Here is a 23,382-nt window from a genome sequence, read left to right as displayed (position 1 = left end):
CAGCCGGGGCCCTCTGTGCACTGCTCGTGCGCGATACTGGGTTCGAACCAGTGACCTCTTCGGTGTGAACGAAGCGCGCTACCACTGCGCCAATCGCGCTCACTGCTCGAAAACCATAACCCACATCCCGGCCGCGGGCCAATTCGGGGGCGGGCACGGTCCGCCGGCGTCCGCCGTGCCGCGGCTCCCCGGGGGATTTGGCGTTTCGGAAAAGGGTCCCGTAAAGTCTCCACCTGTCAGGAACACCGACGGGTTCCGGCGAGCGGAGCGGCTGCGAGGCCGTCCAGGACACCGATCCCGTCGACCCCTGCACGCCCCGGACCGGCGCGAACATCGCCGGAACGGTTGTGCTAGAGTTCCTGATCGGAAGATCGAGAGATCGGCCGAAGCAAGACATGCGGACGTAGCTCAGCTGGTAGAGCACCACCTTGCCATGGTGGATGTCGCGGGTTCGACTCCCGTCGTCCGCTCGCAGTGATCGGCATGAACGATGTCGTGACCGACGGCCCTGTCCGCAAGGACCAGGTCCCGGTGGGGTGGCCGAGTGGTTAGGCAGCGGCCTGCAAAGCCGTCTACGCGGGTTCGAATCCCGTCTCCACCTCGGTGCACACCCACCACGCTTGACGGTCTCCTTCGGGAACCGCCGGTCGAGCGCGATTGGCGCAGCGGTAGCGCGCTTCCCTGACACGGAAGAGGTCACTGGTTCGATCCCAGTATCGCGCACCACCTGGAAGGCCCCGGCTCCACGAGCCGGGGCCTTCGTCGTGCCCGGACACGGCACCGCCCGGCGGGCGCCGTGTCCGAGGCGGTCGGTAGCCTGCGGGGCAGGACCCGGAGCACCGGGACCGCCCCGGGCCCCGGGGCGAGGCGAGGGAGAGGCGACGAGCAGCGTGACACAGCCCAGGCTGGCGGAACAGACTGAGTACGGGCGGATGTACGCGAGGTCCGTGGCGGACCAGGCGACCGTCCCCTCCATCACCACGGTCCTCTCCCGGGCCGCCACGGACCTGGACGGGTGGTACGGCTACTCCGCCGCGCAGGCCGCCGTGCGGGACGACCGGCTGCGCGCGGCCCTGGGCTCGCCGGCCCAGCTGCGCGCCGTGGTGCGGGACGCGGCCAAGGCCGCCGAGCGGCACCGCGACGAGGCCGCCGCGCGCGGGGACCGCGTGCACACCTACGCCGAGCAGATCGCCCTGCGGGCCCTCGGCCGGCCCCACCGGGCCGCTGAGGCGCGGGCCGCGCTGGCCGAGCACGGCGAGGAGCGCTTCGCCTCGCGCTTCGACGAGTGGTGGGACCTCTACGCCCCCGAGCCGCTGGCGGTGGAGGTCACGGTGTGGAACTCCACCGTGGGCTACGCGGGGACCCTCGACCTCGTGGCCCGGATCGCGGGCAAGGTGTGCCTGATCGACTACAAGACGAAGGGCACGGACCGGGACGGGCGCGTGAAGTCCCTGGACCCCAAGGTCGTGACCCAGCTCGTGGCCGGGCTCAAGGCGGAGGAGTCCCTCGTGGACGCGGACGCCGGTACCTGGGAACCGTGGGCGTACGGCAGCGCGGACCTGCTGCTGGGCGTGGCGGTCGGCGAGACGGAGGTCGTGCCCGTGCAGGCCGTCCCGGCGGTGCTCGAGCAGCACTGGTACAAGTTCTGCGCCCTGCACCGGCTGTGGACCCAGGAGACGGCCCTCGCCGCGGCCGGCCCCGCCCTGCGCCCTGTGCCGCCCCCGCCGCTGCGCGAGCAGGCGTAGGCCGCCCGTACCCCGCGTGCCCGCGGGGGACGGGCGGCCCGTAGACTTGCCGGGTCGAGAGCGAGGTCCCGCCATGTCCGTCCTGCCCATCCGCACCATCGGTGATCCCGTCCTGCGCACCCGCGCGGAGGAGGTCACGGCCTTCGACGACGCCCTGCGCCGCCTCGTCGCCGACATGCACGAGACGATGCTGGACGTCGGCGGCGTCGGTCTCGCCGCGCCCCAGGTCGGCGTCAGCGTGCGGCTGTTCACGTGGGCGGTCGAGGGCAGCGCGGGACACGTGGTCAACCCGGTCCTGGAGGTGGGCGAGGAGCCCCAGGAGGGCGGCGAGGGCTGTCTCTCCGTCCCGGGACTGGCCTACGACACCCCGCGCCGGAACTGGGCCCGGGTCACCGGCCTCGACCAGCACGGCGCCCCCGTGACCGTCGAGGGCACCGGCCTGCTGGCGCGCTGCCTGCAGCACGAGACCGACCACCTGGACGGGCGGCTCTACGTCGACCGGCTGACCGGCGCCGAGAAGCGGGACGCGATGCGGGCCATCCGCGCCGCCGGCTACGACGGCGTGGTGCGCGGCGTGGCCGGGCAGCGCGCCGCGCACGTCGGCACGTCCTTCGGGGCCGGCTCCTTCGGCGCCGGCCCGGCCTGAATCCCGCCCCCCGTCCCCACCCGTCAGGAGAGCCGTGAAGATCCTCTACGCCGGCACGCCGTCCGTCGCCGTGCCGCCCCTGGTCCACCTGGCCGAGCGGCCCGACGTCGAGATCGTGGCCGTCCTCACCCGCACCGACGCCCCCGTGGGGCGCAAGAAGGTGCTCACCCCCTCGCCCGTGGCCGAGGAGGCCCGGCGGCGGGGCCTGCCCGTGCTCAAGGCCAACCGGGTGGACGCCGAGCTGACCGAGCGGATCCGGGGGCTGGGCGCGGACGTCGCCGCCGTCGTCGCCTACGGGGCCCTGGTCCCGCAGGAGGCCCTGGACGCCGTGCCGCACGGCTGGATCAACCTGCACTTCTCCCTGCTGCCGCAGTGGCGCGGCGCCGCCCCCGTCCAGCGGGCCCTGATGGCCGGGGACACGGTGGTCGGGGCCAGCACCTTCCTGCTGGAGGCCGGCCTGGACACCGGGCCCGTCCTCGGCACGATGACCGACGAGGTCCGTCCCGACGACACGGCCGGGACGGTCCTGGAGCGCCTGTCCCGCACCGCGGCGCCGCTGCTGGCGGACTCCCTGCGCGCCGTGGTCGACGGCTCCGCCCGCCCGGCCCCGCAGCAGGGCGACGTGACCCACGCCCCGAAGCTCACCGCCGAGGACGGGCGGGTCCGCTGGTCGGACCCCGCCGTGGCCGTGGCCCACCGGGTGCGCGGGGCGACCCCCGAGCCCGGGGCGTGGACCCGGCTCGAGGAGCGCCGGCTCAAGCTCGACCTCGTGCTGCCCCGCCCCGACGTCCGGGACCTCGCCCCGGGCCGGTGCGTCCTGCGCGGGGACGCCGTGCTCGTGGGCACGGGCTCGTACGCCGTCCAGCTCACCCGGGTGCAGCCGGCGGGGAAGAAGACCATGGAGGCCACCGCCTGGGCGCGGGGCCGCAGCACGGAGGACGAGGTGGTGTTCCAGTGAGCGGGCACGAGGACAGGCAGGGCGGCGACCGGCGGGGCGACCGCGACCGGCGACCGGGAGGCCCGCGGCGCAGCGCGAGGGGCCACGAGCGCAACCGGCGGGCGCAGTCGGACCGCGCCTTCTCCTCGTCGGCGCCCGCGGGACGCACGCGGCGGGCCGATCCGGCCCGGCTGGCGGCGTTCGAGACCCTGCGCGCGGTGTCCGAGGAGGGCGCCTACGGCAACCTCGTGCTCCCCAAGCTGGTCCGGGCCCACCGCCTGGACCGGCGGGACGCGGGCTTCGCCACGGAGCTGGCCTACGGGGCGCTGCGCTGGCAGGGCACCTGGGACCCCGTGCTGGCCCGGTGCGTCGACCGCCCCCTGGGCGAGCTCGACGGCGCGGTGCTGGACGCCCTGCGCCTGGGCACCCACCAGCTGCTGGCGATGCGGGTGCCCGACCACGCGGCCCTCGACCAGACGGTGGGCCTCGTCCGGGCCGTCGTCGGCGCGGGCCCCGGCGGGCTCGTCAACGCGGTGCTGCGCAAGGTCGCGGCCCGGGACCTGCCCGCGTGGATCGCGGAGCTGACCGCCGACACCGCCGACGAGACCGCCCGCCTGGGCCTGGCCCACGCCCACCCGGCGTGGGTGGTCCGGGCCCTGCGCCAGGCGCTCACCGCCCACGGGCGGGACGCCGCCGAGCTCGAGGCGCTGCTCGAGGCGGACAACGCCGCCCCTGTGGTCAACCTCGTGGCCCTGCCGGGTCTCGGCGACCTCGACGAGGCCCTCGCCGCGGGCGCGGAGCTGGGGACGCTCGTCCCGGGCTCGGCGCTGAGCAGCGGCGGCGACCTGCACCGGCTCGCCTCCGTCCGGGAGGGCGGGGTCCGCGTCCAGGACGCCGGGTCCCAGCTCGTCGCCCGCGCCCTGCTCGCCGCCGGCCAGGACGCCGACGGCGGGGCCGGGGGCGGGCGCTGGCTGGACCTGTGCGCCGGCCCGGGCGGGAAGGCGGCCCTGCTGGCGGCGCTCGCCGACCGGCAGGGGGCGCACCTGACGGCCAACGAGGTGGCCCCGCACCGGGCCGAGCTCGTGCGCCGGGCCCTGCGGCCGGTCCCGGAGCGCGCCTGGACGGTGCGCACGGGTGACGGCCGCGCCGCCGACGAGCTGCTCGGCGGCCGCCCCGTCGAGGAGGCCGGCTTCGACCGGGTCCTCGTCGACGCCCCGTGCACCGGCCTCGGCGCGCTGCGCCGCCGCCCGGAGTCCCGCTGGCGGCGCACTCCCCGCGACCTGGCCGAGCTCGGGCCGCTGCAGCGGGAGCTGCTGCACGCCGCCCTGGACGTCGCCCGCCCCGGCGGCCTGGTCGCCTACGCGACCTGCTCCCCGCACGCGGCCGAGACCCTCGCCGTGGTCCAGGACGTGCTGGCCCGCCGCGAGGACGCCGAGCTGGTCGACGCCCTGGCGCCGGTCCGGGCCGCGGCCCTGCCCGGCAGCCTCGACGGGGACCGCGACCCGTCCCGCCCGTGGGCGGGGGACGCCGGCCCCGCGACCGTCCAGCTGTGGCCGCACGTCCACGGCACGGACGCCATGTTCCTGGCCCTGCTGCGCAGGCGCTGACCCCCCCCCGACCGCCCGACCACCAGGAGTCCCCGTGCCCCGCACCTGCATCCACCCCTCGATCCTCTCCGCCGACTTCGTCAACCTCGAGGCCGAGCTGGGCCGGATCGCCGCCGCCGACGCCGTGCACGTGGACGTCATGGACAACCACTTCGTCCCGAACCTGACGCTGGGCATGCCCCTCGTGGAACGGATCCTCGCCGTCAGTCCCCTCCCGCTGGACGTGCACCTGATGATCGAGGACGCGGACCGCTGGGCCGCGGGCTACGCCGAGCTCGGCTGCGAGTCGGTCACCTTCCACGCCGAGGCCGCGCGCGCCCCGCTGAAGCTGGCCCGCGAGCTGCGCGCCCACGGCGCCCGCGCCGGGATGGCCCTGCGCCCGGCGACCCCTGTGGAGCCGTACCTCGACCTGCTGCCCGAGCTGGACATGCTCCTGGTCATGACGGTGGAGCCCGGCTTCGGCGGCCAGGCCTTCCTCGACGTCACGCTGCCGAAGATCCGCCGGGCCGCCGAGGCGATCCGGGCCGGCGGGGGACGGGTGGCGCTGCAGGTGGACGGCGGGATCACGGAGGAGACCATCGTGCGGGCCGCGGAGGCCGGGGCCGACACGTTCGTGGCGGGCTCCGCCGTCTACGGCGCGGAGGACCCCGGGGCCGCGATCACGGCCCTGCGCGGGGCGGCCCGCTCCGCGCAGTCCTGAGCCGGCCGGCCGCGGGCCGCCGCGGGCACGCCCTGTGACATAATCGGGGCACGAACAACGTGTTCCGGGGTCGGTGGAAGTCCGAACCGGCGGTCACAGTCCGCGAACCGGACGACCACGTCCCTGCGGGCGCCCAGCGCCCGCACCGACGGGTCGCCCGGCCGAACCGGTGGAACTCCGGTACCGACAGTCACAGTCTGGATGGAAGGCAACACGTTCAACGGCCCTCGTGGCGTGCCGTCGACGGCACCGGCCACGGCGCCGTCCGGACCCGTGGGTCCCGACGGCGGCACCGTTGTCCTGCGCCCCGGTTCCGCCCCGGGAAAGGACGACGTGATGGACCCGCAGCACCGGACCGGCGACGACGCCGAGCGCTCGGTCATGCGGACCGCCCTGCACGCGGCGGCGCGCGGCCCGCGCGGGGCCAACCCCCTCGTCGGAGCCGTCCTGGTCGACGCCGAGGGGCGGATCCTGCACGTCGGCCACCACCGCGGGGCGGGCACCGTCCACGCCGAGGTCGACGTCCTGGAGCGCGCCGAGTCCGCCGGCACCGATCTCCGGGGCACCACCATGTACGTCACCCTCGAGCCGTGCAACCACTGGGGCCGCACCGGCCCGTGCGCCGAGGCGATCGTGGAGGCCGGTGTGCCCCGCGTGGTCTACGGCGCCCCCGACCGCACCGCCGCCGCCGCCGGCGGAGCCGCCACCCTGCGCGCCGCGGGCCTCGAGGTCCGCTCGGGGCTGCTGGCCGAGGACGCCGAGCGGCTCAACGACCGCTGGGGCGAGACCGTGCGCGCCCAGCGCCCGTTCGTGACCCTGAAGGTCGCCCAGAGCCTCGACGCCCGGATCGCCGCCGCGGACGGGACCAGCCGGTGGATCACGTCGTCGTCGGCCCGCGAGCACGGGCACGACCTGCGCGCCCGCGCCGACGCGGTCCTCGTGGGCAGCGGCACGGTCCTGGCCGACGACCCCCGGCTCACCGCCCGCACCGGCGACGGCGGCGTGGACCCGCGGCAGCCCCTGCGCGTGGCCATGGGCCTGCGCCCCGTGCCCCCGGACGCCGCGATCCGCGGGACCGACGGCCGGTTCCGGCACGTCGCCACCCACGATCCCCACTCCGCCCTGGCCGAGCTCTACGACGCCGGCGTGCGCCACGTGCTGATCGAGGGCGGGGCCACCGTCGCCGCCGGCTTCCTGCGCGCGGGGCTCGTCGACGAGCTCAGCCTCTACCAGGCGCCCCTCGTGCTCGGGGCGGGACGGCCCGCCTTCGAGGAGCTGGGCGTCGACACCCTCGCGGACGCCTCCCGGTGGCGGCTCGACCCCGCCGGCGGCGGGCCCGTGCAGCAGCTCGGCCCCGACCTGTGGATCCATCTGCGGCCCGTCCCGCCGGACTGAGCGGACCGCCGGCCCCGAGGACCGACAGACAGAGTCAGAGACCAAGACAGAGACAGAGGTAGCACCGCATGTTCACAGGAATCGTCGCCGGTCAGGGCACCGTGCGCTCGGTCGACCCCCGCCCCGACGGCACGAGCGCCCGCCTCCTCGTGGACGCCGGCCCGCTCGTGGCCGACCTGCCGCACGGCGGCTCCCTCGCCGTCAACGGGGTCTGCCTCACGGCCACGCGCACCGAGGAGATCGGTCCCGGGCACTTCCTGGCCGACGTCATCGGCGAGACGCTCGTGCGCACCAACCTCGGGGCGCTGGCCGCCGGGGACACCGTGAACCTGGAGCGCTGCGTGCCCGCCGGCGGGCGGCTCGACGGGCACGTGGTCCAGGGCCACGTCGACGGCACGGGCACCGTCACGGTCCGCGAGGACCTGGGGGAGTGGGAGCGGGTCCGGGTCGCCGTGCCCGCCGAGCTCGCCCCGTTCCTCGCCGAGAAGGGGTCGGTCGCCGTGGACGGCGTGTCCCTCACCGTGACGGCGGTCAGCGCGCCCGGTGCCGGGGAGCACTGGTTCGAGGTCGGGCTCATCCCGGCCACCCTCGCCGAGACCACCCTCGGACGCCGCCCCGTCGGCGCGTCCGTCAACCTCGAGGTCGACGTCCTCGCGAAGTACGCCCAGCGCCTGCTGGCCTTCGCTCGGACCGACAGCACCCCGGCGCCGGAGACGGCCCGGACCACGGCAGGAGAAGGAGCATGATGCGGACCAGCAGCACCCACGAGGGGACCGGCCGCGGGGGCGACGGGGCGACCGGGGAGATCCGGCTCGACCCCGTGGGGGCGGCCGTCGAGGCCATGGCCCAGGGCCGGCCCGTCGTCGTCGTGGACGACGCCGACCGGGAGAACGAGGGCGACATCGTCTTCGCGGCCGAGCACGCCACGCCCGCGCTGATGGGCTTCACCATCCGGCACAGCTCCGGCGTCGTGTGCGTGCCCATGACCGGGGCGCGGGCCGACGCGATGCGGCTGCCCCCGATGGTCGACGTCAACGAGGACTCGAAGGGCACCGCCTACACCGTCACGTGCGACGCCCGCCTCGGGGTGAGCACCGGCATCAGCGCCGCCGACCGCGCGCTCACCGCCCGGGTGCTCGCCGACCCCGCGGCCGGGCCCGGGGACATCACCCGGCCCGGGCACGTGCTGCCCCTCCGGGCCGCCGAGGGCGGGGTCGCCGTGCGCCGCGGGCACACCGAGGCCGCCGTCGAGCTGTGCTCCCTCGCCGGGCTCGAGCCGGTCGGCGTGATCGCCGAGCTCGTCCACGACGAGGGCGAGATGATGCGGCTGCCCGCCCTGCGCGCCTTCGCCGACCGGCACGGCATCCCGCTCGTGAGCATCGAGGACCTGGCGGCGCAGCTGCAGGAGGACCGCCGATGAGGCCGGACGCCCCCCTGGTCAGCTCCGAGCCCGTGGTGGTGCCCACGCCCGAGGGCCGGTTCGAGGTGATCGGCTGGCAGCTGCCGGGCGGGCCCGGGGGCGCGGTCGCCGAGCACCTCAGCCTCACCGCGCCCTCCTCGGACCGCGTGCCCGTGGGCCGGCCCCCGCTCGTGCGGCTGCACTCCGAGTGCCTCACGGGGGACGTCTTCGGCTCCTACCGGTGCGACTGCGGGCCCCAGCTGCACCTGGCGCTGCGCCGGATCTCCGACGACGGCGGCACCCTCATCTACCTGCGCAACCACGAGGGCCGGGGGATCGGGCTGGTGAACAAGCTGCGCGCCTACAAGCTCCAGGACGGCGGGGCGGACACGGTGGAGGCGAACGAGCTGCTCGGCCTGCCCGCCGACGCCCGGGACTACACCGCCGCGGCGGCCATCCTGCACCGGCTCGGGCTGACCCGGATCCGGCTGCTGAGCAACAACCCCGCCAAGGCCGAGCGCCTGGCCGACCTGGGGATCGAGGTGGTCGCCATGGTGCCCAACGAGGTGCCGGCCCGCCCGGAGAACCACGACTACCTCGTGACCAAGCGGGACCGCATGCGGCACCGCCTGCGCCACGTCGACGACCCCACCGCCCACCGCGGCGCGGCGGCGGAGCCCGCCGACCGAACTGACCGCACCACCGACCGCACGACCGACAGCACCACCAACGGCACAGGAGACCACACCCCATGAGCGGACACGGCGCCCCCGACATCGACCTCAGCACCGACGACGCGAGCAGCCTGCGCGTCGCCGTCGTCGCCTCCAGCTGGCACACCGAGATCATGGACGGGCTGGTCGACGGCGCCCGCCGCGCGCTCGCCGACGCCGGCGTGCGGGACGCGCCGGTCGTGCGCGTGCCCGGCAGCTTCGAGCTGCCCGTCGCAGCGGCCCGCCTCGCCCCGGGCCTCGACGCCGTGGTGGCCCTCGGCGTGGTCGTGCGCGGCGGCACCCCGCACTTCGACTACGTGTGCTCGGCGGCCACGCAGGGCCTCACGGACGTGTCGGTGCGCACCGGCGTGCCCGTGGGCTTCGGCGTGCTCACGTGCGACACCGAGCAGCAGGGCCTGGACCGCGCCGGGCTCGAGGGCTCCCAGGAGGACAAGGGCTACGAGGCCACGGCCGCCGCGGTGCGCACCGCGCTGCTGCTGCGCTCCCTCGGCGTCTGAGCCCCGACCCGCGGGCCGTGCGGGCCCCCGCCGGTCCGGAGGCCGTCGCGGACCCATTACCCTGGTAGTCGTGAAAACCTTCGAGACCCTCTTCGCCGAGATCAGCGACAAAGCCGTGACCCGACCGGAGGGCTCCGGCACGGTCCGGGAGCTCGACACCGGCGTGCACGGCATCGGCAAGAAGGTCGTCGAGGAGGCCGCCGAGGTCTGGATGGCCTGCGAGTACGAGACCTCGGAGCAGGCCGCGGAGGAGATCTCGCAGCTGCTCTACCACGTGCAGGTGATGATGGTCGCGAAGGGCCTGCGGCTCGAGGACGTCTACCGCCACCTCTGAGCGCCCCGCCGCACCGGCGTCCCCGCCCCACCGAATTCCCTGAGCCGAGAAGGAACCCCATGCTGCGTGTCGCAGTGCCCAACAAGGGCGCCCTGTCCGAATCCTCCGTCACCATGCTCAAGGAGGCCGGCTACCGGCAGCGGCGGGACTCCCGCGAGCTGGTGCTCGTGGACCCCGAGAACAACGTCGAGTTCTTCTACCTGCGCCCCCGGGACATCGCGGTGTACGTGGGCGGGGGCATCCTCGACGTCGGGATCACCGGCCGGGACCTGCTCCTGGACTCCGGGGCCCACGCCGACGAGGACCTCGGGCTGGACTTCGCCCGCTCCACGTTCCGCTTCGCGGGCCCGGCGGGCGAGTTCTCCTCGATCGCCGAGCTGGCGGGCCGGCGGATCGCCACGAGCTACGACGGCCTGCTGCGCGACTACCTCGCCGAGCGGGGTGTGGAGGCCTCCGTGGTCCGCCTCGACGGCGCCGTGGAGTCCTCCATCCGGCTGGGCGTGGCGGACGCGATCGCCGACGTCGTGGAGACCGGCAACACCCTGCGCGCCGCGGGCCTGCAGGTCTTCGGCGACCCCATCATGACCTCCGAGGCGCTGCTCATCCGCAGCCGCGCGGCCGGGGAGCCCGAGGGCCTGGCCGTGCTCCGGCGGCGCCTGCAGGGCGTGCTCGTGGCCCGGCAGTACGTGCTGATGGACTACGACGTCGCCGAGGAGTACGTCGAGGCCGCCACCCGGATCACCCCCGGCATGGAGGGGCCCACCATCTCCCGGCTCGGCCGCGGCAACGCCTGGGCCGTGCGCGCCATGGTCCCCAAGTCCGAGACCAACAAGGTCATGGACGCCCTCTACGACGTCGGGGCCCGCGCCATCCTGGTCTCCCCGATCCAGGCCGCCCGGATCTGACCCCCTTCCCGCCCCATCCCCGCAGCCGAGGAGGTGCCGCCCGTGGGCGTTGCCGTACGTGTCATCCCCTGCCTGGACGTCGACGCCGGTCGAGTCGTCAAGGGCGTGAACTTCGAGAACCTGCGCGACGCCGGTGACCCGGTGGAGCTCGCCAAGCGATACAACGAGGCCGGTGCGGACGAGCTGACGTTCCTCGACGTCACGGCGTCCTCGGCCGCCCGGGCCACGACCTTCGACGTGGTCTCCCGCACGGCCGAGCAGGTCTTCATCCCGCTCACGGTGGGCGGCGGCGTCCGCGCGGTCGCCGACGTCGACCGGCTGCTGCGCTGCGGCGCGGACAAGGCGTCCATCAACACCGCCGCGGTCGCCCGGCCCGGCGTGATCGACGAGATCACCGGGCACTTCGGCAGCCAGGTGCTCGTCCTCTCCCTCGACGCCCGGCGCACGGGCAACACGCCCTCCGGCTTCGAGGTCACGACCCACGGGGGGCGCACGCTGACCGGTCTCGACGCCCTGGACTGGGCGCAGGAGGCCGAGGACCGCGGCGTGGGGGAGATCCTGCTCAACTCCATGGACGCGGACGGCACCCAGGCGGGCTTCGACCTGGAGATGATCCGGGCCGTGCGCGCCCGGGTGCACGTGCCCCTGATCGCCTCCGGCGGCGCGGGCGCCCCCGAGCACTTCCCGCCGGCGGTGGACGCGGGCGCGGACGCCGTGCTCGCCGCCTCGATCTTCCACTTCGGTCCCGTGCACGCGATCGCCGAGGTCAAGGACGCGCTGCGCTCGGCCGGCCACGAGGTCCGCTGAACGGCCCCGTGGTCCGGGACGGCCACCCGGCGTAGAGTCGACAGTGAGCTGACGACAGTCGCTCGACAGGCCGACCCGAAGGAGAGTCCACCGTGGGACTGAACAGCATCATCAGGAGCTTCACCGGACGTGCCGGGGGGACCGCCGGCCGTCCCGCCGGCGGACGCCGGGGAACCCGCGGAATGAACGCCGCCGGCCAGGCGGGCGCGGGCAGGAGCGGCCGCGGTCTGGGCGGCAAGCTGCGAGGCCTCCTCAACCGCCGATAGCGCACCGCACAAGGGGCGGCCCCGGAACGGGGCCGCCCCTGCACATGCCGAGGACATCCATGACCACGAACGAGACGTCCGCGCCGGGCGAGGACTCCGGTCCCGCGGCGGACCCGGTCCGCCGGACGTCGTTCGCCACGAACGACGCCGACCGGGGCATCGCCGCCATGTCCGAGCTCTACACGGGTCTCGGCATGCGCCCGCCCACCGACGGCTCGTTCGAGCTGCGCATGGCGGCGGCCTCGGTGGGCCCGCTCCTGGCGCACCGGTTCCGGCTGTCCACCTCGGAGTCCTCCGGCACGGGCGACGTCTCGGGCACGTACTCGGTCGTGCACGTGCTGACCGGGCGGTTGACGGTCAGCTCCGGGAAGGAGCGCATCGGCACGACCCTGCCGTTCCTGCTGCCCCAGGGACTGTACGGCGGCCGGTGGGACGGGCTGCTGGAGCTGAGCACCGTGGTCCTGGACGCCCGCTCGGTCGAGCAGATCGCGCGCGGCCTGCTCGGTGCGCCGGACTTCGCGATGCGCTTCACGGGCAGCACGCCCGTGTCCGCGCAGATGACGCGGTACTGGCTGGCCCAGGTCCGGCACTTCCACCGGGACCTGCTGTCCAACGCGGAGGCGCTGCGCACGCCCCTGGTGCGGGCCGAGGCGTTCCGGTCGCTGGCCGGTGCCCTGCTGCACTGCTTCCCGAACACCTTCCTGGCGCAGCCGGCGCCGTCGGACAGCGCACCGGCGCTGCCGGCGCAGGTGCGCCGGGCGGTCGCCTTCGTCGACGAGAACCTGCACGAGGACATCGGTCTCGCCGAGATCGCCGCGGCGGCACGGATGAGTCCCCGCGGGCTGCAGGCCGCGTTCCGCCGGGAGCTCGGCCGCACCCCCGTCGGCTACCTGCGGGAGGCCCGCCTGGACGCCGCCCGGCGGGAGCTGCTCCGGGCCGACCCGGCCGGGGGAGTGACGGTCGCGGCCGTCGCGGCCCGCTGGGGCTTCGGCCATCCCGGGCGCTTCGCGACGGCCTACCGGGCCCGGTTCGGGGAGCCGCCCGGCACCACGCTGCACCGCTGAGACCTCAGGCTCGGTCCCCGTCCCGGCAGGTCCCCTCCAGCCAGTTCCGCACGGGGACGAGCGCCTCGTCGAGCGCCTGCCCGTCGAACCGCGCCGAAGGGTCCTCCGCCAGGTCCTCCCCGTAGGAGTCGACCAGCAGCTGCACCCGCGCGTAGTCCGCGGCCAGCGCCGGAGGAGCGGCCCCGCGCACGGACTCGACCTCGTCCTCGACGTCCTGCACCTCCGCCACGGTCGGGCCCGCCGAGAGGCCGGCCGGCAGCAGCGCGAGCACCAGGAGGTCGTCGGCGACCGCCGCGCACGCCTCCCGGCGGTCCGGATAGGCGCCCCACGTGACGTCCGTGGCGGGAGCGGTCGAGGCGGCGGGGGAGGCCGGGGGCTCGGTGGCCGTGGGGGCGCCGGTCGGCGGGCCCGGTGCGCCGGGGCTCCCGCAGCCGCACAGCACCGCGACGACGAGCGCGGCCACCGCCGTGCCGGGGGCCGCGCGCCGTTCCGTCGCCGTCCTGGGATGCATCGTCTCGGTCCCGCCCGCCGTCGCCGCTCTGGTCCTGCTCCCACCATAGGCGCCGCCGGCCCGACCCGGCAGGGCCACGGGCGGGCGGGCACGGCCTGCGGGGGCCAGAACTCCTATCCTGGAGCCCGGAGGCCGGGAGGAGGACGAACGTGCGAGTCGTCGTCGTCGCCGCCCGGGCCTGCGCCCTGGCCGTCGCGGTCTGGGCCCTGGTCTCCCGGGCGGACTGCGCCTTCGTGACGCGCACCTGCCTGGGGTCGAACCTCTTCAGCTACTTCACGGTCCACAGCGCCGTGCTGCTGGTCCTCGCCGTGCTGCTGGCCCTCCTGCACACCGCCGCCGGGGCCCAGGAGCCGGGCTGGCTGACCGGGCTCCGGGCGATGGCCACCACCTACACCGTGGTCTCCGGGGCGGTGTTCGGGGTGCTGCTGGCCAACGCGGAGCTGTTCGGCCACCTCTTCCTCGTCCCGCTGTCCTCGCAGGTGCTGCACTTCGTGCTGCCGGTCTACGCCGTGGCCGACTTCCTGCTGTGCCCGGGCCGCCGGCGGCTGCGCTGGGCCGCCACCTGGGCGTCCACCGTGTTCCCGGCGCTGTGGGCCGTGTACACCCTGGTCCGGGGGCAGCTGGTGGGCTGGTACCCGTACTTCTTCCTCGACCCCGCCCTGGTCGGCGGCTATCGCGCGGTGGGCACCTACGCCCTCGGGCTGTCCGTGCTGATCCTCGCGGTGTCCTTCCTGACCGTCGCCGCCACCCGTCTGCCCACCGTCCCGGTAGGGTCGGCCCATGGACGACTCCTCTCCCGCCGGCCCGGTCCCTGATCCGGACGACGCCCTGCTCCTGCGCTCGGTCCGGCGCCTGGTGGACCGCCTCGCCGCCCTGCCGCCCGAGCGCGGGGACGAGCCCACGCCGCTCGGGCGGCACCTGTCCGCGGTGCTCGGCGCGGACGTGCGCACCCTGCCGGTGGTCTCGGAGGACTTCGCCCCGCACCGCCTGGCGGACGTCGACATCGCCCTCGCCGAGCTGGCGGGGGACGGGCCGGGCTCCCTCCTCGGCGTCAGCGGCGGCCGGAGCCGCGACGACCTCGGCCTCGCCGAGCTGCTCACGGCCCCGTACTCCGGGGCCGACATCGGCCCCGTCGACTACGCGACCCGGGCCACGGGCCCGGCCGCCGAGCGGCAGGTCGTCGCGTTCGGCATCCGGTGCCTCACCGTGGACGGGGTGCCGGTGGCCGTGCTCCAGCGCATGCCCCGGCCCGAGTACGGCCGGCCGCAGGTGGTCCTGGAGGTGCTCGCCGCGGACCCCGCCGTCTGCGGCACGTTCCTCGCCCGGCTGCGGGCGCTGATGCTCGAGCGCAGCGTGCTGCGCGGCCAGGTGCTCTCGTTCGCCGCCACCGAGTACGGCAGCGAGGCCGGGGCCACGTTCCTGCCGCGCCCGCACGTGCCCGCCGACGAGATCGTGCTGCCCCCGGGCCTGCTGGAGCAGGTCGTGGGGCACGTCGTGGGCATCGGGGAGCACCGCGACGCGCTCCGGGCCGCGGACCAGCACCTCAAGCGCGGGATCCTGCTCCACGGCCCGCCGGGGACCGGCAAGACCCTCACGGTCCGGCACCTGCTCTCCGTCACCCCGGGGACCACGGCGATCCTGCTGACCGGGTCGGGCCTGCACCTCATCGGGGCCGCCGCCGAGGTGGCCCGCACCTTCCAGCCGTCGATCGTGGTGCTCGAGGACGTCGACCTCGTGGCGATGGACCGGGACCTCGGGCCCGGGCCCCAGCCGGTGCTCTTCGAGGTGCTCGACGCCCTGGACGGCCTCGACGGCGACGCCGACGTGGCGTTCGTGCTCACGACCAACCGCGTGGCCGTGCTGGAGCGGGCGCTCGCCGAGCGCCCCGGACGCGTGGACCTCGCGGTCGAGGTGCCGCTGCCGGACGCGGACGCCCGGTCCCGGCTGTTCCGGCGGTACGCGGGGGAGCAGCGGTTCTCCGCCGCCGCCCTCGACGCCGCGGCGGCGCGCGCGGAGGGGACCACCGGCTCCTTCCCGAAGGAGCTGGTCCGCCGGGCCGTCCTCGCGGCGGCCGTCCGGGGCGAGGACGCGGCGGACGCGGACCTGTCCGCCGCCCTCGACGAGCTCCTCTCCGGCCGGGAGGCGCTGACCCGCCGGCTGCTCGGCCACGCGGACGCAGGGGAGTCCCCCGACGAGTACGCGTACGACGACACGGACGAGGACACGGACCAGGACACGGACCAGGACACGGACGAGGACACGAACGGGCTCCGGTGGTGCACCCGGCCGGAGTCCCTCTGACGGCTCCGGAGGACCCCGGCGGACGCCGGAGGCCGACCGGGGGCCGGGCCGCCCGGACAGGTCGATAGGATGGGTGGCGATGAGCGAGCAGACCCCCGACACCGGAACCGACGTCCTCGACCCCGCCGTGGCCCGGCGGCTCAAGCGCGACCCCTCGGGCCTCGTGGCCGCCGTGGTGCAGCAGCACGACACCCTGGAGGTGCTCATGCTGGGCTGGATGGACGACGAGGCCCTGCGCCGCACCCTCACGGAGGGCCGCGTGACGTTCTGGTCCCGCTCCCGCCAGGAGTACTGGCGCAAGGGCGACACGTCCGGGCACGTCCAGGCCGTGCACAGCGTGAGCCTCGACTGCGACGGCGACGCCCTCCTCGTCCGGGTCGACCAGACCGGGGCGGCCTGCCACACCGGCACCCGCAGCTGCTTCGACGGCCGCGACCTCGGCGCCGTCGCCGCCGTCTGAGCCCCGCCACCCTCATTCCTCCCGTCCGCCACCAGGAAGTCAGGTCGACACCCATGCAGGACCTGGGCAGCATCAGCCCCACGCTCGAGGAGTTCCGCGCGCTCGCCGCGGAGCGCCGCGTCATCCCCGTCCGCGTCAAGATCCTCGCGGACGCCATGACCCCGATCGGTCTCTACCGGGCGCTCGCCCTCGAGGACGGGGCGGCCCGGGCGGGCACGTTCCTCCTCGAGTCCGCCGCCGAGGGCGGCGTCTGGTCCCGCTACTCCTTCATCGGCGCCAACTCGCGGGCCACGCTCACCGCCCGGGACGGCGAGGCGCACTGGATCGGGCAGGCCCCGGCCGGCGCCCCCACCGGCGGCAACCCCGTCGAGGCGCTGCGGGACACCATGGAGCTGCTGCACACGGAGCGCTTCGAGGACGTCCCCCCGCTGACCTCCGGGCTCGTGGGCTTCGTCGGCTGGGAGGCCGTGCGCCGCTGGGAGAAGCTCCCGCACCCGCCGGAGGACGACCTGCGCATCCCCGAGCTGGCCATGAACCTGGTCTCGGACATCGCCATCCACGACAACACGGACGGCACCGTGATGCTCGTGGCCAACGCGATCAACTTCGACGACACCGACGAGCGCGTCGACGAGGCCTGGGCCGACGCCGTGGACCGGGTGCACGCGATGCTGGAGCGGCTCGCCCGGCCCCTCGGCCACGGCACGGCCTCGACGCTCACCGGCAGCGACGAGATCCGGGGGGACCTCGAGTCCAAGGTCGACCAGAGCTGGGACCGCACCCTGTTCATGAACTCCATCGTGGAGGGCAAGAAGGCCATCGTGGACGGGGACATCTTCCAGGTGGTCGTCTCCCGGCGCTTCGAGACCGGGTGCACGGCCGACTCCCTCGACGTCTACCGCATGCTGCGCGCCATCAACCCCAGCCCGTACATGTACCTGTACAGCTTCGAGGACGCCGGCGGCCGTCCCTTCTCGATCGTGGGCTCCTCCCCGGAGGCGCTCGTGACCGTCACGGGGGACCAGGCGGTGACCCACCCCATCGCCGGGTCCCGCCCGCGCGGGCGCACGGTCGAGGAGGACCTCGCGCTGGAGCGGGACCTGCTCCAGGACGAGAAGGAGCGCTCCGAGCACCTCATGCTCGTGGACCTCGCGCGCAACGACATCTCCAAGATCGCCGTACCGGGCTCGGTGGAGGTCACGGAGTTCATGGAGGTGGAGCGCTTCAGCCACATCATGCACCTGTGCTCCAACGTCGTCGGCCGGATGCGCCCGGACGCCACCGCCTACGACGTGCTCGCCGCGACGTTCCCCGCCGGCACCCTCTCCGGCGCGCCCAAGCCCCGGGCCCTGCGCCTGCTCGACGAGTACGAGCCCCTGCGCCGCGCCGTCTACGGCGGCGTGGTCGGCTACCTCGACTTCGCGGGGGACATGGACATGGCCATCGCCATCCGCACGGCCCTGCTCGTCGACGGCAAGGCCTACGTCCAGGCCGGCGGCGGGATCGTCGCGGACTCCGACCCCGAGACCGAGGCCCTCGAGTCCCTCAACAAGGCCACCGCACCGCTGCGGGCGGTGCTGCTCGCCGAGCGCCTGCACGCCCTGGACCTCGACCGGGTGGCCGTGCCGGAGACGGGCGCCGGGCGTGCCTGAGGCCCGCGGCTCCCGGCGGGCGGCGCTGTCCCGGCGGTCCACGGTGGTGCTCGCCACCCTGGTCGCCGCCCTGGCCGTGTTCGCCTGCTCGGCCGCCACCTGGGTCTCCGCCACGGTGCAGACCACGCTCGAGCCCGTGACCGTGGACGTCGCCGGGTCCGACGCGGCGCCGGCCGTCACCGCCCTCGGGCTCGTCGCGGCCGCCGGCGCCCTCACCACGGCGATCTCCGGCCGGGTGCTGCGCACCGTGGTGTCCGTGGTGGTCGTGCTCGCCGGCCTCGGCGCCCTGGCCGCGTCCGTGGCCGTGCTGGCCGATCCGGCCGGGGCCGCGCAGACCGCCGTGGGCGAGGCCACCGGCATGATCAACGCCGGCGGCGACTTCGCCGTCACCGCCTGGCCCCCGCTCGCGGCGGCCGCCTCGGCGCTCGTGGCGCTGTGCGGCGCCTGGGCCCTGGTGGCCGGCCGCACCTGGACCGCCGCCCGGCGCTACGAGCGCTCCGGGGCGGACGGGCCCCCGGCCGGGACGGCCCGCTCCGGCGACGAGATCGACTCGTGGGACGCCCTCACCGAGGGCCGCGACCCCACCGCCTGAGCGCCCTGCCCGCCCCGGGGCTCCGGGCCCGCCGCGGAGGGGGAGCGGGTGCCCAGGGGCCCCGTGGGGCGTGCGCGGGCGTGGCCCGAGGGGTGGCACAATGGGACGGGACAGACTGTCAGCAACCGCCGCGCCCCGCCGGGGCCGTGCGCGCGGAGCCGGCCGGCTCCGGCAGGGAAATCGGGAGTGCAACAACATGGCAAACGGAAACGAGATCGTCCTCGACCACACAGGCTTCGTGGGGCACGGCAACACGCTGGCCGCGTGGGTGACCGTCGGCATCATGTCGGTGGGCGTCATCGTGGGCGTGGTGGGCTTCACGGTGGGCAGCACCGCCCTGCTGATCGCGGGCATCGTGCTGGTCGTCGTCGGGCTCGTCGCCGGCGCCGTGCTGAGCAGGATGGGCCACGGCAGCGGCTCCGAGCAGCGCAAGCACGAGGCACGCCAGCACCAGGGCTGAGACCGGGCCGGCGCGGGCCGGCCCCGGGAGCGCGGCACGCGCACGGGCCGACCGGTCCCCGGAAGGGACGGGTCGCCGTCCCCGCCCGGTCCGGGCGCGGCCCACGAACGCACCAGCGCGGCCAGCGCCGCCGAGAGGACAGGAAACCATGTCGCAACAGAGCACCGGGACGGTCCTGGACGCCATCATCGAGGGCGTCCGGGCGGATCTCGCGGAGCGCCGTGAGCACGTCGGCCTCGACGAGCTCCGCCGGGCCGCCGCGCAGCGACCGCCGGCCCTGGACGCCGAGTCGGCGCTCCGGGGACCCAGCGCGGACGCCGTGCAGGTCATCGCCGAGGTCAAGCGCTCGAGCCCCTCCAAGGGCGCGCTGGCACCGATCGAGGACCCGGCGCGCCTGGCTGCGGCCTACGAGCACGGCGGAGCCTCGGTGATCTCCGTGCTGACGGAGCAGCGACGCTTCAACGGCTCCCTGGCGGACCTCGACGCCGTGCGCGCGGCCGTGGGGGTGCCCGTGCTGCGCAAGGACTTCACGGTCGACGAGTACCAGATCTGGGAGGCGCGCGCCCACGGGGCCGACCTCGTCCTGCTGATCGTCGCCGCCCTCTCCGACGACGAGCTGCGCCGCTTCCTCGCGCTGACCCACGAGCTGGGCATGCACGCCCTGGTGGAGACGCACACGCCCGAGGAGATCGAGCGGGCGGTCGCCGTGGGCGCCCGCATCGTGGGCGTCAACGTCCGCAACCTCAAGACCCTCGACACCGACGTCGAGACCTTCGGCCGGCTCGCCGGCCTCCTGCCCCAGGACGCGGTGATCGTGGCCGAGTCCGGTGTCGAGGGCGAGGAGCAGATCGCCCTCTACGCCTCGCACGGGGCCAAGGCCGTCCTGGTCGGCGAGGCCCTCGTGCGCAGCGCCGAGCCCGCGTCCACCATCGCGGCCTTCCGCGCCGCCGGTGCCGCCGCGCGCGCCCGGCGGCACGTCCCCGAGGCCGAGGCCGAGGCCGTCGCCGCGGAGGCAGCCTCCCTGCGGGAGGCCCCCGGGCCGTACTTCGGGGACTTCGGGGGCCGGTGGATGCCCGAGTCCCTCATCGCCGCCCTCGACGAGCTCACGGACGTGTTCGAGAAGGCGAAGGCCGACCCGGAGTTCACCGCGGAGTTCCAGCGGCTCTCCCGCGACTACTCGAACCGGCCCTCCCTGCTGACCGAGGCCCAGCGCTTCGCCGCCGAGGCCGGGTGCCGGATCTTCCTCAAGCGGGAGGACCTCAACCACACCGGCTCGCACAAGATCAACAACGTGCTCGGCCAGGCCCTGCTGGCGCGCCGGATGGGCAAGACCCGGCTCATCGCCGAGACCGGCGCCGGCCAGCACGGCGTGGCCTCGGCCACCGCCGCCGCCCTGTTCGGCATGGAGTGCGTGGTCTACATGGGCGAGGAGGACACCCGGCGCCAGGCCCTCAACGTCGCGCGCATGGAGCTGCTGGGCGCCACCGTGGTGCCCGTGACCAACGGCTCCCGCACGCTCAAGGACGCGATCAACGAGGCCCTGCGGGACTGGGTCGCCTCCGTCGAGCACACCCACTACCTGCTGGGCACCGCGGCGGGGCCGCACCCGTTCCCCGCGATGGTCCGCTACTTCCACGAGCAGATCGGCGAGGAGACCCGCGAGCAGATCCTGGACCAGGCCGGGCGCCTCCCGGACGCCGTCGCGGCCTGCGTGGGCGGCGGGTCCAACGCGATCGGCATCTTCCACGGCTTCCTGGACGACCCCTCGGTGGAGCTCTACGGCCTCGAGGCCGGCGGGGACGGCGTGGAGTCCGGACGGCACGCCGCCACGATCTCGCTGGGCCGTCCCGGGGTGCTGCACGGCGCCCGGACCTACCTCATGCAGGACGAGGACGGGCAGACGCTCGAGTCCCACTCGATCTCCGCGGGCCTGGACTACCCGGCCGTGGGTCCCGAGCACTCCTACCTGCACGACATCGGGCGGGCGCGCTACGAGGCGATCACCGACGTGGAGGCGATGGAGTCCTTCCGGCTCCTGTGCCGCACCGAGGGCATCATCCCCGCCATCGAGACCTCCCACGCCCTGGCCGGCGCGCTGAAGATCGGCCGGCGCTGGGTGGAGGAGCTCGGGCCGGAGGCGGCCGCGGAGAAGATCATCGTGGTCTCCCTCTCCGGGCGCGGTGACAAGGACGTGGCGACCGCCGCGGAATGGTTCGGGATGCTCCCGGACGACAGCGCCGAGGCCGAGCTCGGCGAGAAGGGCGAGCGACTGTGAGCACCACCCGACACGAGACCCCCGGGGCGGACCTCGCCTCCCGCCTCCTGCCGCCGGGACTGAGCGCCGACCCCGGCTCGCGGCTCGCCGCGCGCATCGCCGAGTGCCGGGACCAGGGCCGGCCGGCCCTCGTCGGCTACCTCCCCGCCGGCTTCCCGACCGTGGACGAGTCCATCGAGGCGGCCGTGGCCCTGGGCACCAACGGCGCCGACGTCATCGAGATCGGCATCCCGTACTCGGACCCCGTCATGGACGGGCCGGTGATCCAGCACGCGACCACCACGGCCCTCGCCAACGGCTTCCGGGTGGCCGACGTGTTCCGCGTGGTCCGTGCCGTGGCCGAGCGCACCGACGCGGTGCCCGTGGTGATGACCTACTGGAACCCCGTCCTGCAGATGGGCGTCGACACGTTCGCCCGCCGGCTCGCCGAGGCCGGGGGAGCGGGGATCATCACCCCCGACCTGATCCCCGACGAGGCCCGGGAGTGGTTCGCCGCGTCCCAGGCCCACGGCCTGGACCGGATCTTCCTGGTGGCGCCCTCCTCCTCGCGGGAGCGGCTCGACCTGGTGGTCAAGGCCGCGAGCGGCTTCGTCTACGCGGTCTCCGTGATGGGCGTCACCGGCGCCCGGGACGCCGTCTCCGACGTCGCCGAGAAGCTCGTGGCGGACACGCGCGCCGCCGGGGCCCAGAACGTGTGCGTGGGCCTGGGCGTCTCCCGCCGGGAGCACGTCGAGGAGATCGGGGCCTACGCGGACGGCGTCATCGTGGGCACCGCCCTCGTGCAGGCGCTGGCCGACGGCGGCCCCGAGGCCGTGGGCGCGCTGGCCCGGGAACTGGCCGGGCGCGCCTGATAGCGTGACGTGGCGCCCCGCCCTCCTCCGGGCGGGGCCGCCCGTCCCGACGACCCCACGAGCCGAGGCCCCACCGCATGCTGCTGAGCGCCGTTCCCCCCGTGCCCGCCCTGATGAGCGCCCCGCTCCGGCAGGGCATCCCCTCCCCGGACTGGTCCGGCTTCTCGCTCGGCCCGCTGACCGTGCACGCCTACGCGCTGTGCATCCTCGCGGGCATCGCGGCGGCCCTGTGGCTGACCACGCGCCGCTGGGCGGCCCGTGGGCTGGACCCGGAGATCGTGTGGGACATCGTGATGTGGGCCGTTCCCGCCGGGATCGTGGGCGCCCGCGTCTACCACGTGCTCATCACCGACCCGGCCGGCTACTTCGGCCCGGGCGCCGACCCCGTCGACGCGCTGCGGATCTGGGAGGGCGGTCTCGGGATCATGGGGGCCGTGGCCTTCGGCGCGGCGGCCGCGTGGTGGGTGTGCCGCCGCAACAACGTCTCCCTGGCCGTCTTCGCCGACGCCGCGGCACCGGGCCTGCTGCTCGCGCAGGCGATCGGGCGCTGGGGCAACTGGTTCAACCAGGAGCTCTTCGGCCGGCCCACCACCCTGCCGTGGGGCCTCGAGATCGACCCCGGCAGCCCGAACTTCCCGGCCGGGCTGCCGGCGGACACCCTCTTCCACCCCACGTTCCTCTACGAGTCCCTGTGGAACCTGCTCGGCGTGGTGCTCCTGCTGGCCCTGGACCGGCGGTTCCGCCTGGACGGCGGCCGCCTCTTCGCGCTCTACCTGGTCCACTACGGCCTGGGCCGGATGCTCATCGAGCTGTTCCTGCGGATCGACCCGTCCCTCATGGTGCTGGGCCTGCGCGTGCACGTGTGGACCGCCCTGGGGCTCGTGCTGCTCGGGCTGGCCCTCTTCGCAGCGGTGGTGCTCCGCCGCCGCAGGGCCCGCGGCGCCGCGGTGGAGTCCTCGCGCGCCTGATACCGCACCGGGGGCCGGAACGGGGCTCCTGGCCGGAGAGTTTTCAGAGCTGTAACATCTGAGTGCTAGATTTTTCCAGCGCCTGACCGGCGGACGGGTGAACCACGTCCACCGCTCCGGTGCACGCCACGATCGTCCATCGTCGGACATTCCTGGAACGGGGCCCTTCCGCCGCCCGGCACCCCCTCGATCACTGCTCGAGGACGTCGGCGGCAGCTCACGATCCGGCGGCACCTCCCGACCGGAGCTCTGCCGCGGGGGCCGCTCCTGTTGACC

General features: G+C 75.2%; 24 protein-coding genes, 4 tRNA genes and 1 riboswitch. Of the genes, 26 read left to right on the top strand and 2 right to left on the bottom strand.

What is annotated here, in order from left to right:
- Window positions 1-27: 27 nt before the first annotated feature.
- Window positions 28-99, bottom strand: a tRNA-Val gene (locus AC6CH6_RS10675).
- 298 nt (window positions 100-397) lie between these two features.
- On the opposite strand from AC6CH6_RS10675, the gene AC6CH6_RS10670 reads away from it, so the two are divergent.
- From AC6CH6_RS10670 to AC6CH6_RS10590, 17 genes are all read left to right on the top strand, one after another.
- Window positions 398-470, top strand: a tRNA-Gly gene (locus AC6CH6_RS10670).
- 60 nt (window positions 471-530) lie between these two features.
- A tRNA-Cys gene (locus AC6CH6_RS10665) sits at window positions 531-601 on the top strand.
- Between the two features lie 50 nt (window positions 602-651).
- Window positions 652-726 (top strand) — tRNA-Val (locus AC6CH6_RS10660).
- 164 nt (window positions 727-890) lie between these two features.
- Complete coding sequence (locus AC6CH6_RS10655) at window positions 891-1,745, top strand: hypothetical protein (protein WP_031283248.1); 855 nt, start codon at window positions 891-893, stop codon at window positions 1,743-1,745.
- A 73-nt stretch (window positions 1,746-1,818) separates the two neighbouring features.
- A complete protein-coding gene (gene def, locus AC6CH6_RS10650) occupies window positions 1,819-2,391 on the top strand; it encodes a peptide deformylase (protein ID WP_017833939.1) in 573 nt (190 codons plus the stop codon).
- A 34-nt stretch (window positions 2,392-2,425) separates the two neighbouring features.
- Complete coding sequence (fmt, locus tag AC6CH6_RS10645; RefSeq protein WP_498255106.1) at window positions 2,426-3,349, top strand: methionyl-tRNA formyltransferase; 924 nt, start codon at window positions 2,426-2,428, stop codon at window positions 3,347-3,349.
- Entirely contained in the window at window positions 3,346-4,935 is a 1,590-nt protein-coding gene (locus AC6CH6_RS10640) for an RsmB/NOP family class I SAM-dependent RNA methyltransferase (RefSeq protein WP_498255105.1), read from the top strand. The genes fmt and AC6CH6_RS10640 overlap by 4 nt, the downstream gene beginning before the upstream one ends.
- Window positions 4,936-4,969: 34 nt before the next feature.
- Complete coding sequence (gene rpe / locus AC6CH6_RS10635; protein WP_419967213.1) at window positions 4,970-5,635, top strand: ribulose-phosphate 3-epimerase; 666 nt, start codon at window positions 4,970-4,972, stop codon at window positions 5,633-5,635.
- 55 nt (window positions 5,636-5,690) lie between these two features.
- A riboswitch (FMN riboswitch) is annotated at window positions 5,691-5,854 on the top strand.
- 117 nt (window positions 5,855-5,971) lie between these two features.
- Entirely contained in the window at window positions 5,972-7,030 is a 1,059-nt protein-coding gene (gene ribD, locus AC6CH6_RS10630; RefSeq protein WP_498255104.1) for a bifunctional diaminohydroxyphosphoribosylaminopyrimidine deaminase/5-amino-6-(5-phosphoribosylamino)uracil reductase RibD, read from the top strand.
- Window positions 7,031-7,098: 68 nt separating this feature from the next.
- Window positions 7,099-7,776 carry a riboflavin synthase gene (locus AC6CH6_RS10625; protein ID WP_498255103.1) on the top strand — a complete coding sequence of 226 codons (678 nt, stop codon included), beginning with the start codon at window positions 7,099-7,101 and terminating at the stop codon, window positions 7,774-7,776.
- Entirely contained in the window at window positions 7,776-8,450 is a 675-nt protein-coding gene (gene ribB / locus AC6CH6_RS10620) for a 3,4-dihydroxy-2-butanone-4-phosphate synthase (RefSeq protein ID WP_126347014.1), read from the top strand. The genes AC6CH6_RS10625 and ribB overlap by 1 nt, the downstream gene beginning before the upstream one ends.
- Window positions 8,447-9,184, top strand: a complete 738-nt coding sequence (locus AC6CH6_RS10615; protein ID WP_498255102.1) for a GTP cyclohydrolase II — start codon at window positions 8,447-8,449, stop codon at window positions 9,182-9,184. The genes ribB and AC6CH6_RS10615 overlap by 4 nt, the downstream gene beginning before the upstream one ends.
- A complete protein-coding gene (gene ribH, locus AC6CH6_RS10610; RefSeq protein WP_498255101.1) occupies window positions 9,181-9,660 on the top strand; it encodes a 6,7-dimethyl-8-ribityllumazine synthase in 480 nt (159 codons plus the stop codon). Before AC6CH6_RS10615 ends, ribH begins: the two co-directional genes overlap by 4 nt.
- A 70-nt stretch (window positions 9,661-9,730) precedes the next feature.
- Window positions 9,731-9,994, top strand: coding sequence for a phosphoribosyl-ATP diphosphatase (locus AC6CH6_RS10605; protein ID WP_017833948.1), 264 nt, complete (start codon window positions 9,731-9,733; stop codon window positions 9,992-9,994).
- Window positions 9,995-10,053: 59 nt separating this feature from the next.
- On the top strand, window positions 10,054-10,899 hold the full coding sequence (gene hisG / locus AC6CH6_RS10600) for an ATP phosphoribosyltransferase (protein ID WP_017833949.1): 846 nt from the start codon (window positions 10,054-10,056) through the stop codon (window positions 10,897-10,899).
- A 42-nt stretch (window positions 10,900-10,941) separates the two neighbouring features.
- Window positions 10,942-11,706 (top strand): imidazole glycerol phosphate synthase subunit HisF, encoded by a 765-nt coding sequence (hisF, locus tag AC6CH6_RS10595; RefSeq protein WP_419967209.1) that lies wholly within the window; start codon window positions 10,942-10,944, stop codon window positions 11,704-11,706.
- A 325-nt stretch (window positions 11,707-12,031) separates the two neighbouring features.
- Window positions 12,032-13,036 carry an AraC family transcriptional regulator gene (locus AC6CH6_RS10590; RefSeq protein WP_498255100.1) on the top strand — a complete coding sequence of 335 codons (1,005 nt, stop codon included), beginning with the start codon at window positions 12,032-12,034 and terminating at the stop codon, window positions 13,034-13,036.
- Window positions 13,037-13,040: 4 nt separating this feature from the next.
- Here the strand turns inward: AC6CH6_RS10590 and AC6CH6_RS10585 are convergent, their stop codons facing one another.
- Window positions 13,041-13,547, bottom strand: a complete 507-nt coding sequence (locus AC6CH6_RS10585) for a hypothetical protein (RefSeq protein ID WP_498255099.1) — start codon at window positions 13,545-13,547, stop codon at window positions 13,041-13,043.
- Between the two features lie 149 nt (window positions 13,548-13,696).
- Between AC6CH6_RS10585 and AC6CH6_RS10580 the strand changes: the two genes are divergently transcribed.
- The 9 genes from AC6CH6_RS10580 (at window position 13,697) to lgt (ending at window position 23,106) form a co-directional block, all read left to right on the top strand.
- Window positions 13,697-14,362 carry a Pr6Pr family membrane protein gene (locus tag AC6CH6_RS10580; protein WP_419967206.1) on the top strand — a complete coding sequence of 222 codons (666 nt, stop codon included), beginning with the start codon at window positions 13,697-13,699 and terminating at the stop codon, window positions 14,360-14,362.
- Window positions 14,328-15,848 carry an AAA family ATPase gene (locus AC6CH6_RS10575; protein WP_498255098.1) on the top strand — a complete coding sequence of 507 codons (1,521 nt, stop codon included), beginning with the start codon at window positions 14,328-14,330 and terminating at the stop codon, window positions 15,846-15,848. Before AC6CH6_RS10580 ends, AC6CH6_RS10575 begins: the two co-directional genes overlap by 35 nt.
- 79 nt (window positions 15,849-15,927) lie before the next feature.
- Window positions 15,928-16,308 carry a phosphoribosyl-AMP cyclohydrolase gene (gene hisI / locus AC6CH6_RS10570; protein ID WP_017833956.1) on the top strand — a complete coding sequence of 127 codons (381 nt, stop codon included), beginning with the start codon at window positions 15,928-15,930 and terminating at the stop codon, window positions 16,306-16,308.
- A gap of 53 nt (window positions 16,309-16,361) precedes the next feature.
- A complete protein-coding gene (locus AC6CH6_RS10565; RefSeq protein ID WP_498255097.1) occupies window positions 16,362-17,960 on the top strand; it encodes an anthranilate synthase component I in 1,599 nt (532 codons plus the stop codon).
- Complete coding sequence (locus tag AC6CH6_RS10560) at window positions 17,953-18,552, top strand: Trp biosynthesis-associated membrane protein (RefSeq protein WP_035924011.1); 600 nt, start codon at window positions 17,953-17,955, stop codon at window positions 18,550-18,552. The genes AC6CH6_RS10565 and AC6CH6_RS10560 overlap by 8 nt, the downstream gene beginning before the upstream one ends.
- A gap of 196 nt (window positions 18,553-18,748) precedes the next feature.
- Window positions 18,749-19,012 (top strand): HGxxPAAW family protein, encoded by a 264-nt coding sequence (locus AC6CH6_RS10555; protein ID WP_017833959.1) that lies wholly within the window; start codon window positions 18,749-18,751, stop codon window positions 19,010-19,012.
- Between the two features lie 148 nt (window positions 19,013-19,160).
- Window positions 19,161-21,287: a tryptophan synthase subunit beta gene (gene trpB, locus AC6CH6_RS10550; RefSeq protein ID WP_498255096.1), complete on the top strand. Its 2,127-nt coding sequence runs from the start codon at window positions 19,161-19,163 to the stop codon at window positions 21,285-21,287.
- 47 nt (window positions 21,288-21,334) lie between these two features.
- The gene (gene trpA, locus AC6CH6_RS10545) at window positions 21,335-22,138 is read left to right on the top strand and encodes a tryptophan synthase subunit alpha (RefSeq protein ID WP_240722545.1); all 804 of its coding nucleotides are present in this window, start codon (window positions 21,335-21,337) and stop codon (window positions 22,136-22,138) included.
- A 77-nt stretch (window positions 22,139-22,215) separates the two neighbouring features.
- A complete protein-coding gene (gene lgt, locus AC6CH6_RS10540; protein ID WP_419967203.1) occupies window positions 22,216-23,106 on the top strand; it encodes a prolipoprotein diacylglyceryl transferase in 891 nt (296 codons plus the stop codon).
- Window positions 23,107-23,382: the final 276 nt, after the last annotated feature.

This window comes from Kocuria sp. GQ42, from assembly GCF_059758435.1.
This window is presented reverse-complemented; position numbering and strand designations above follow the sequence as displayed.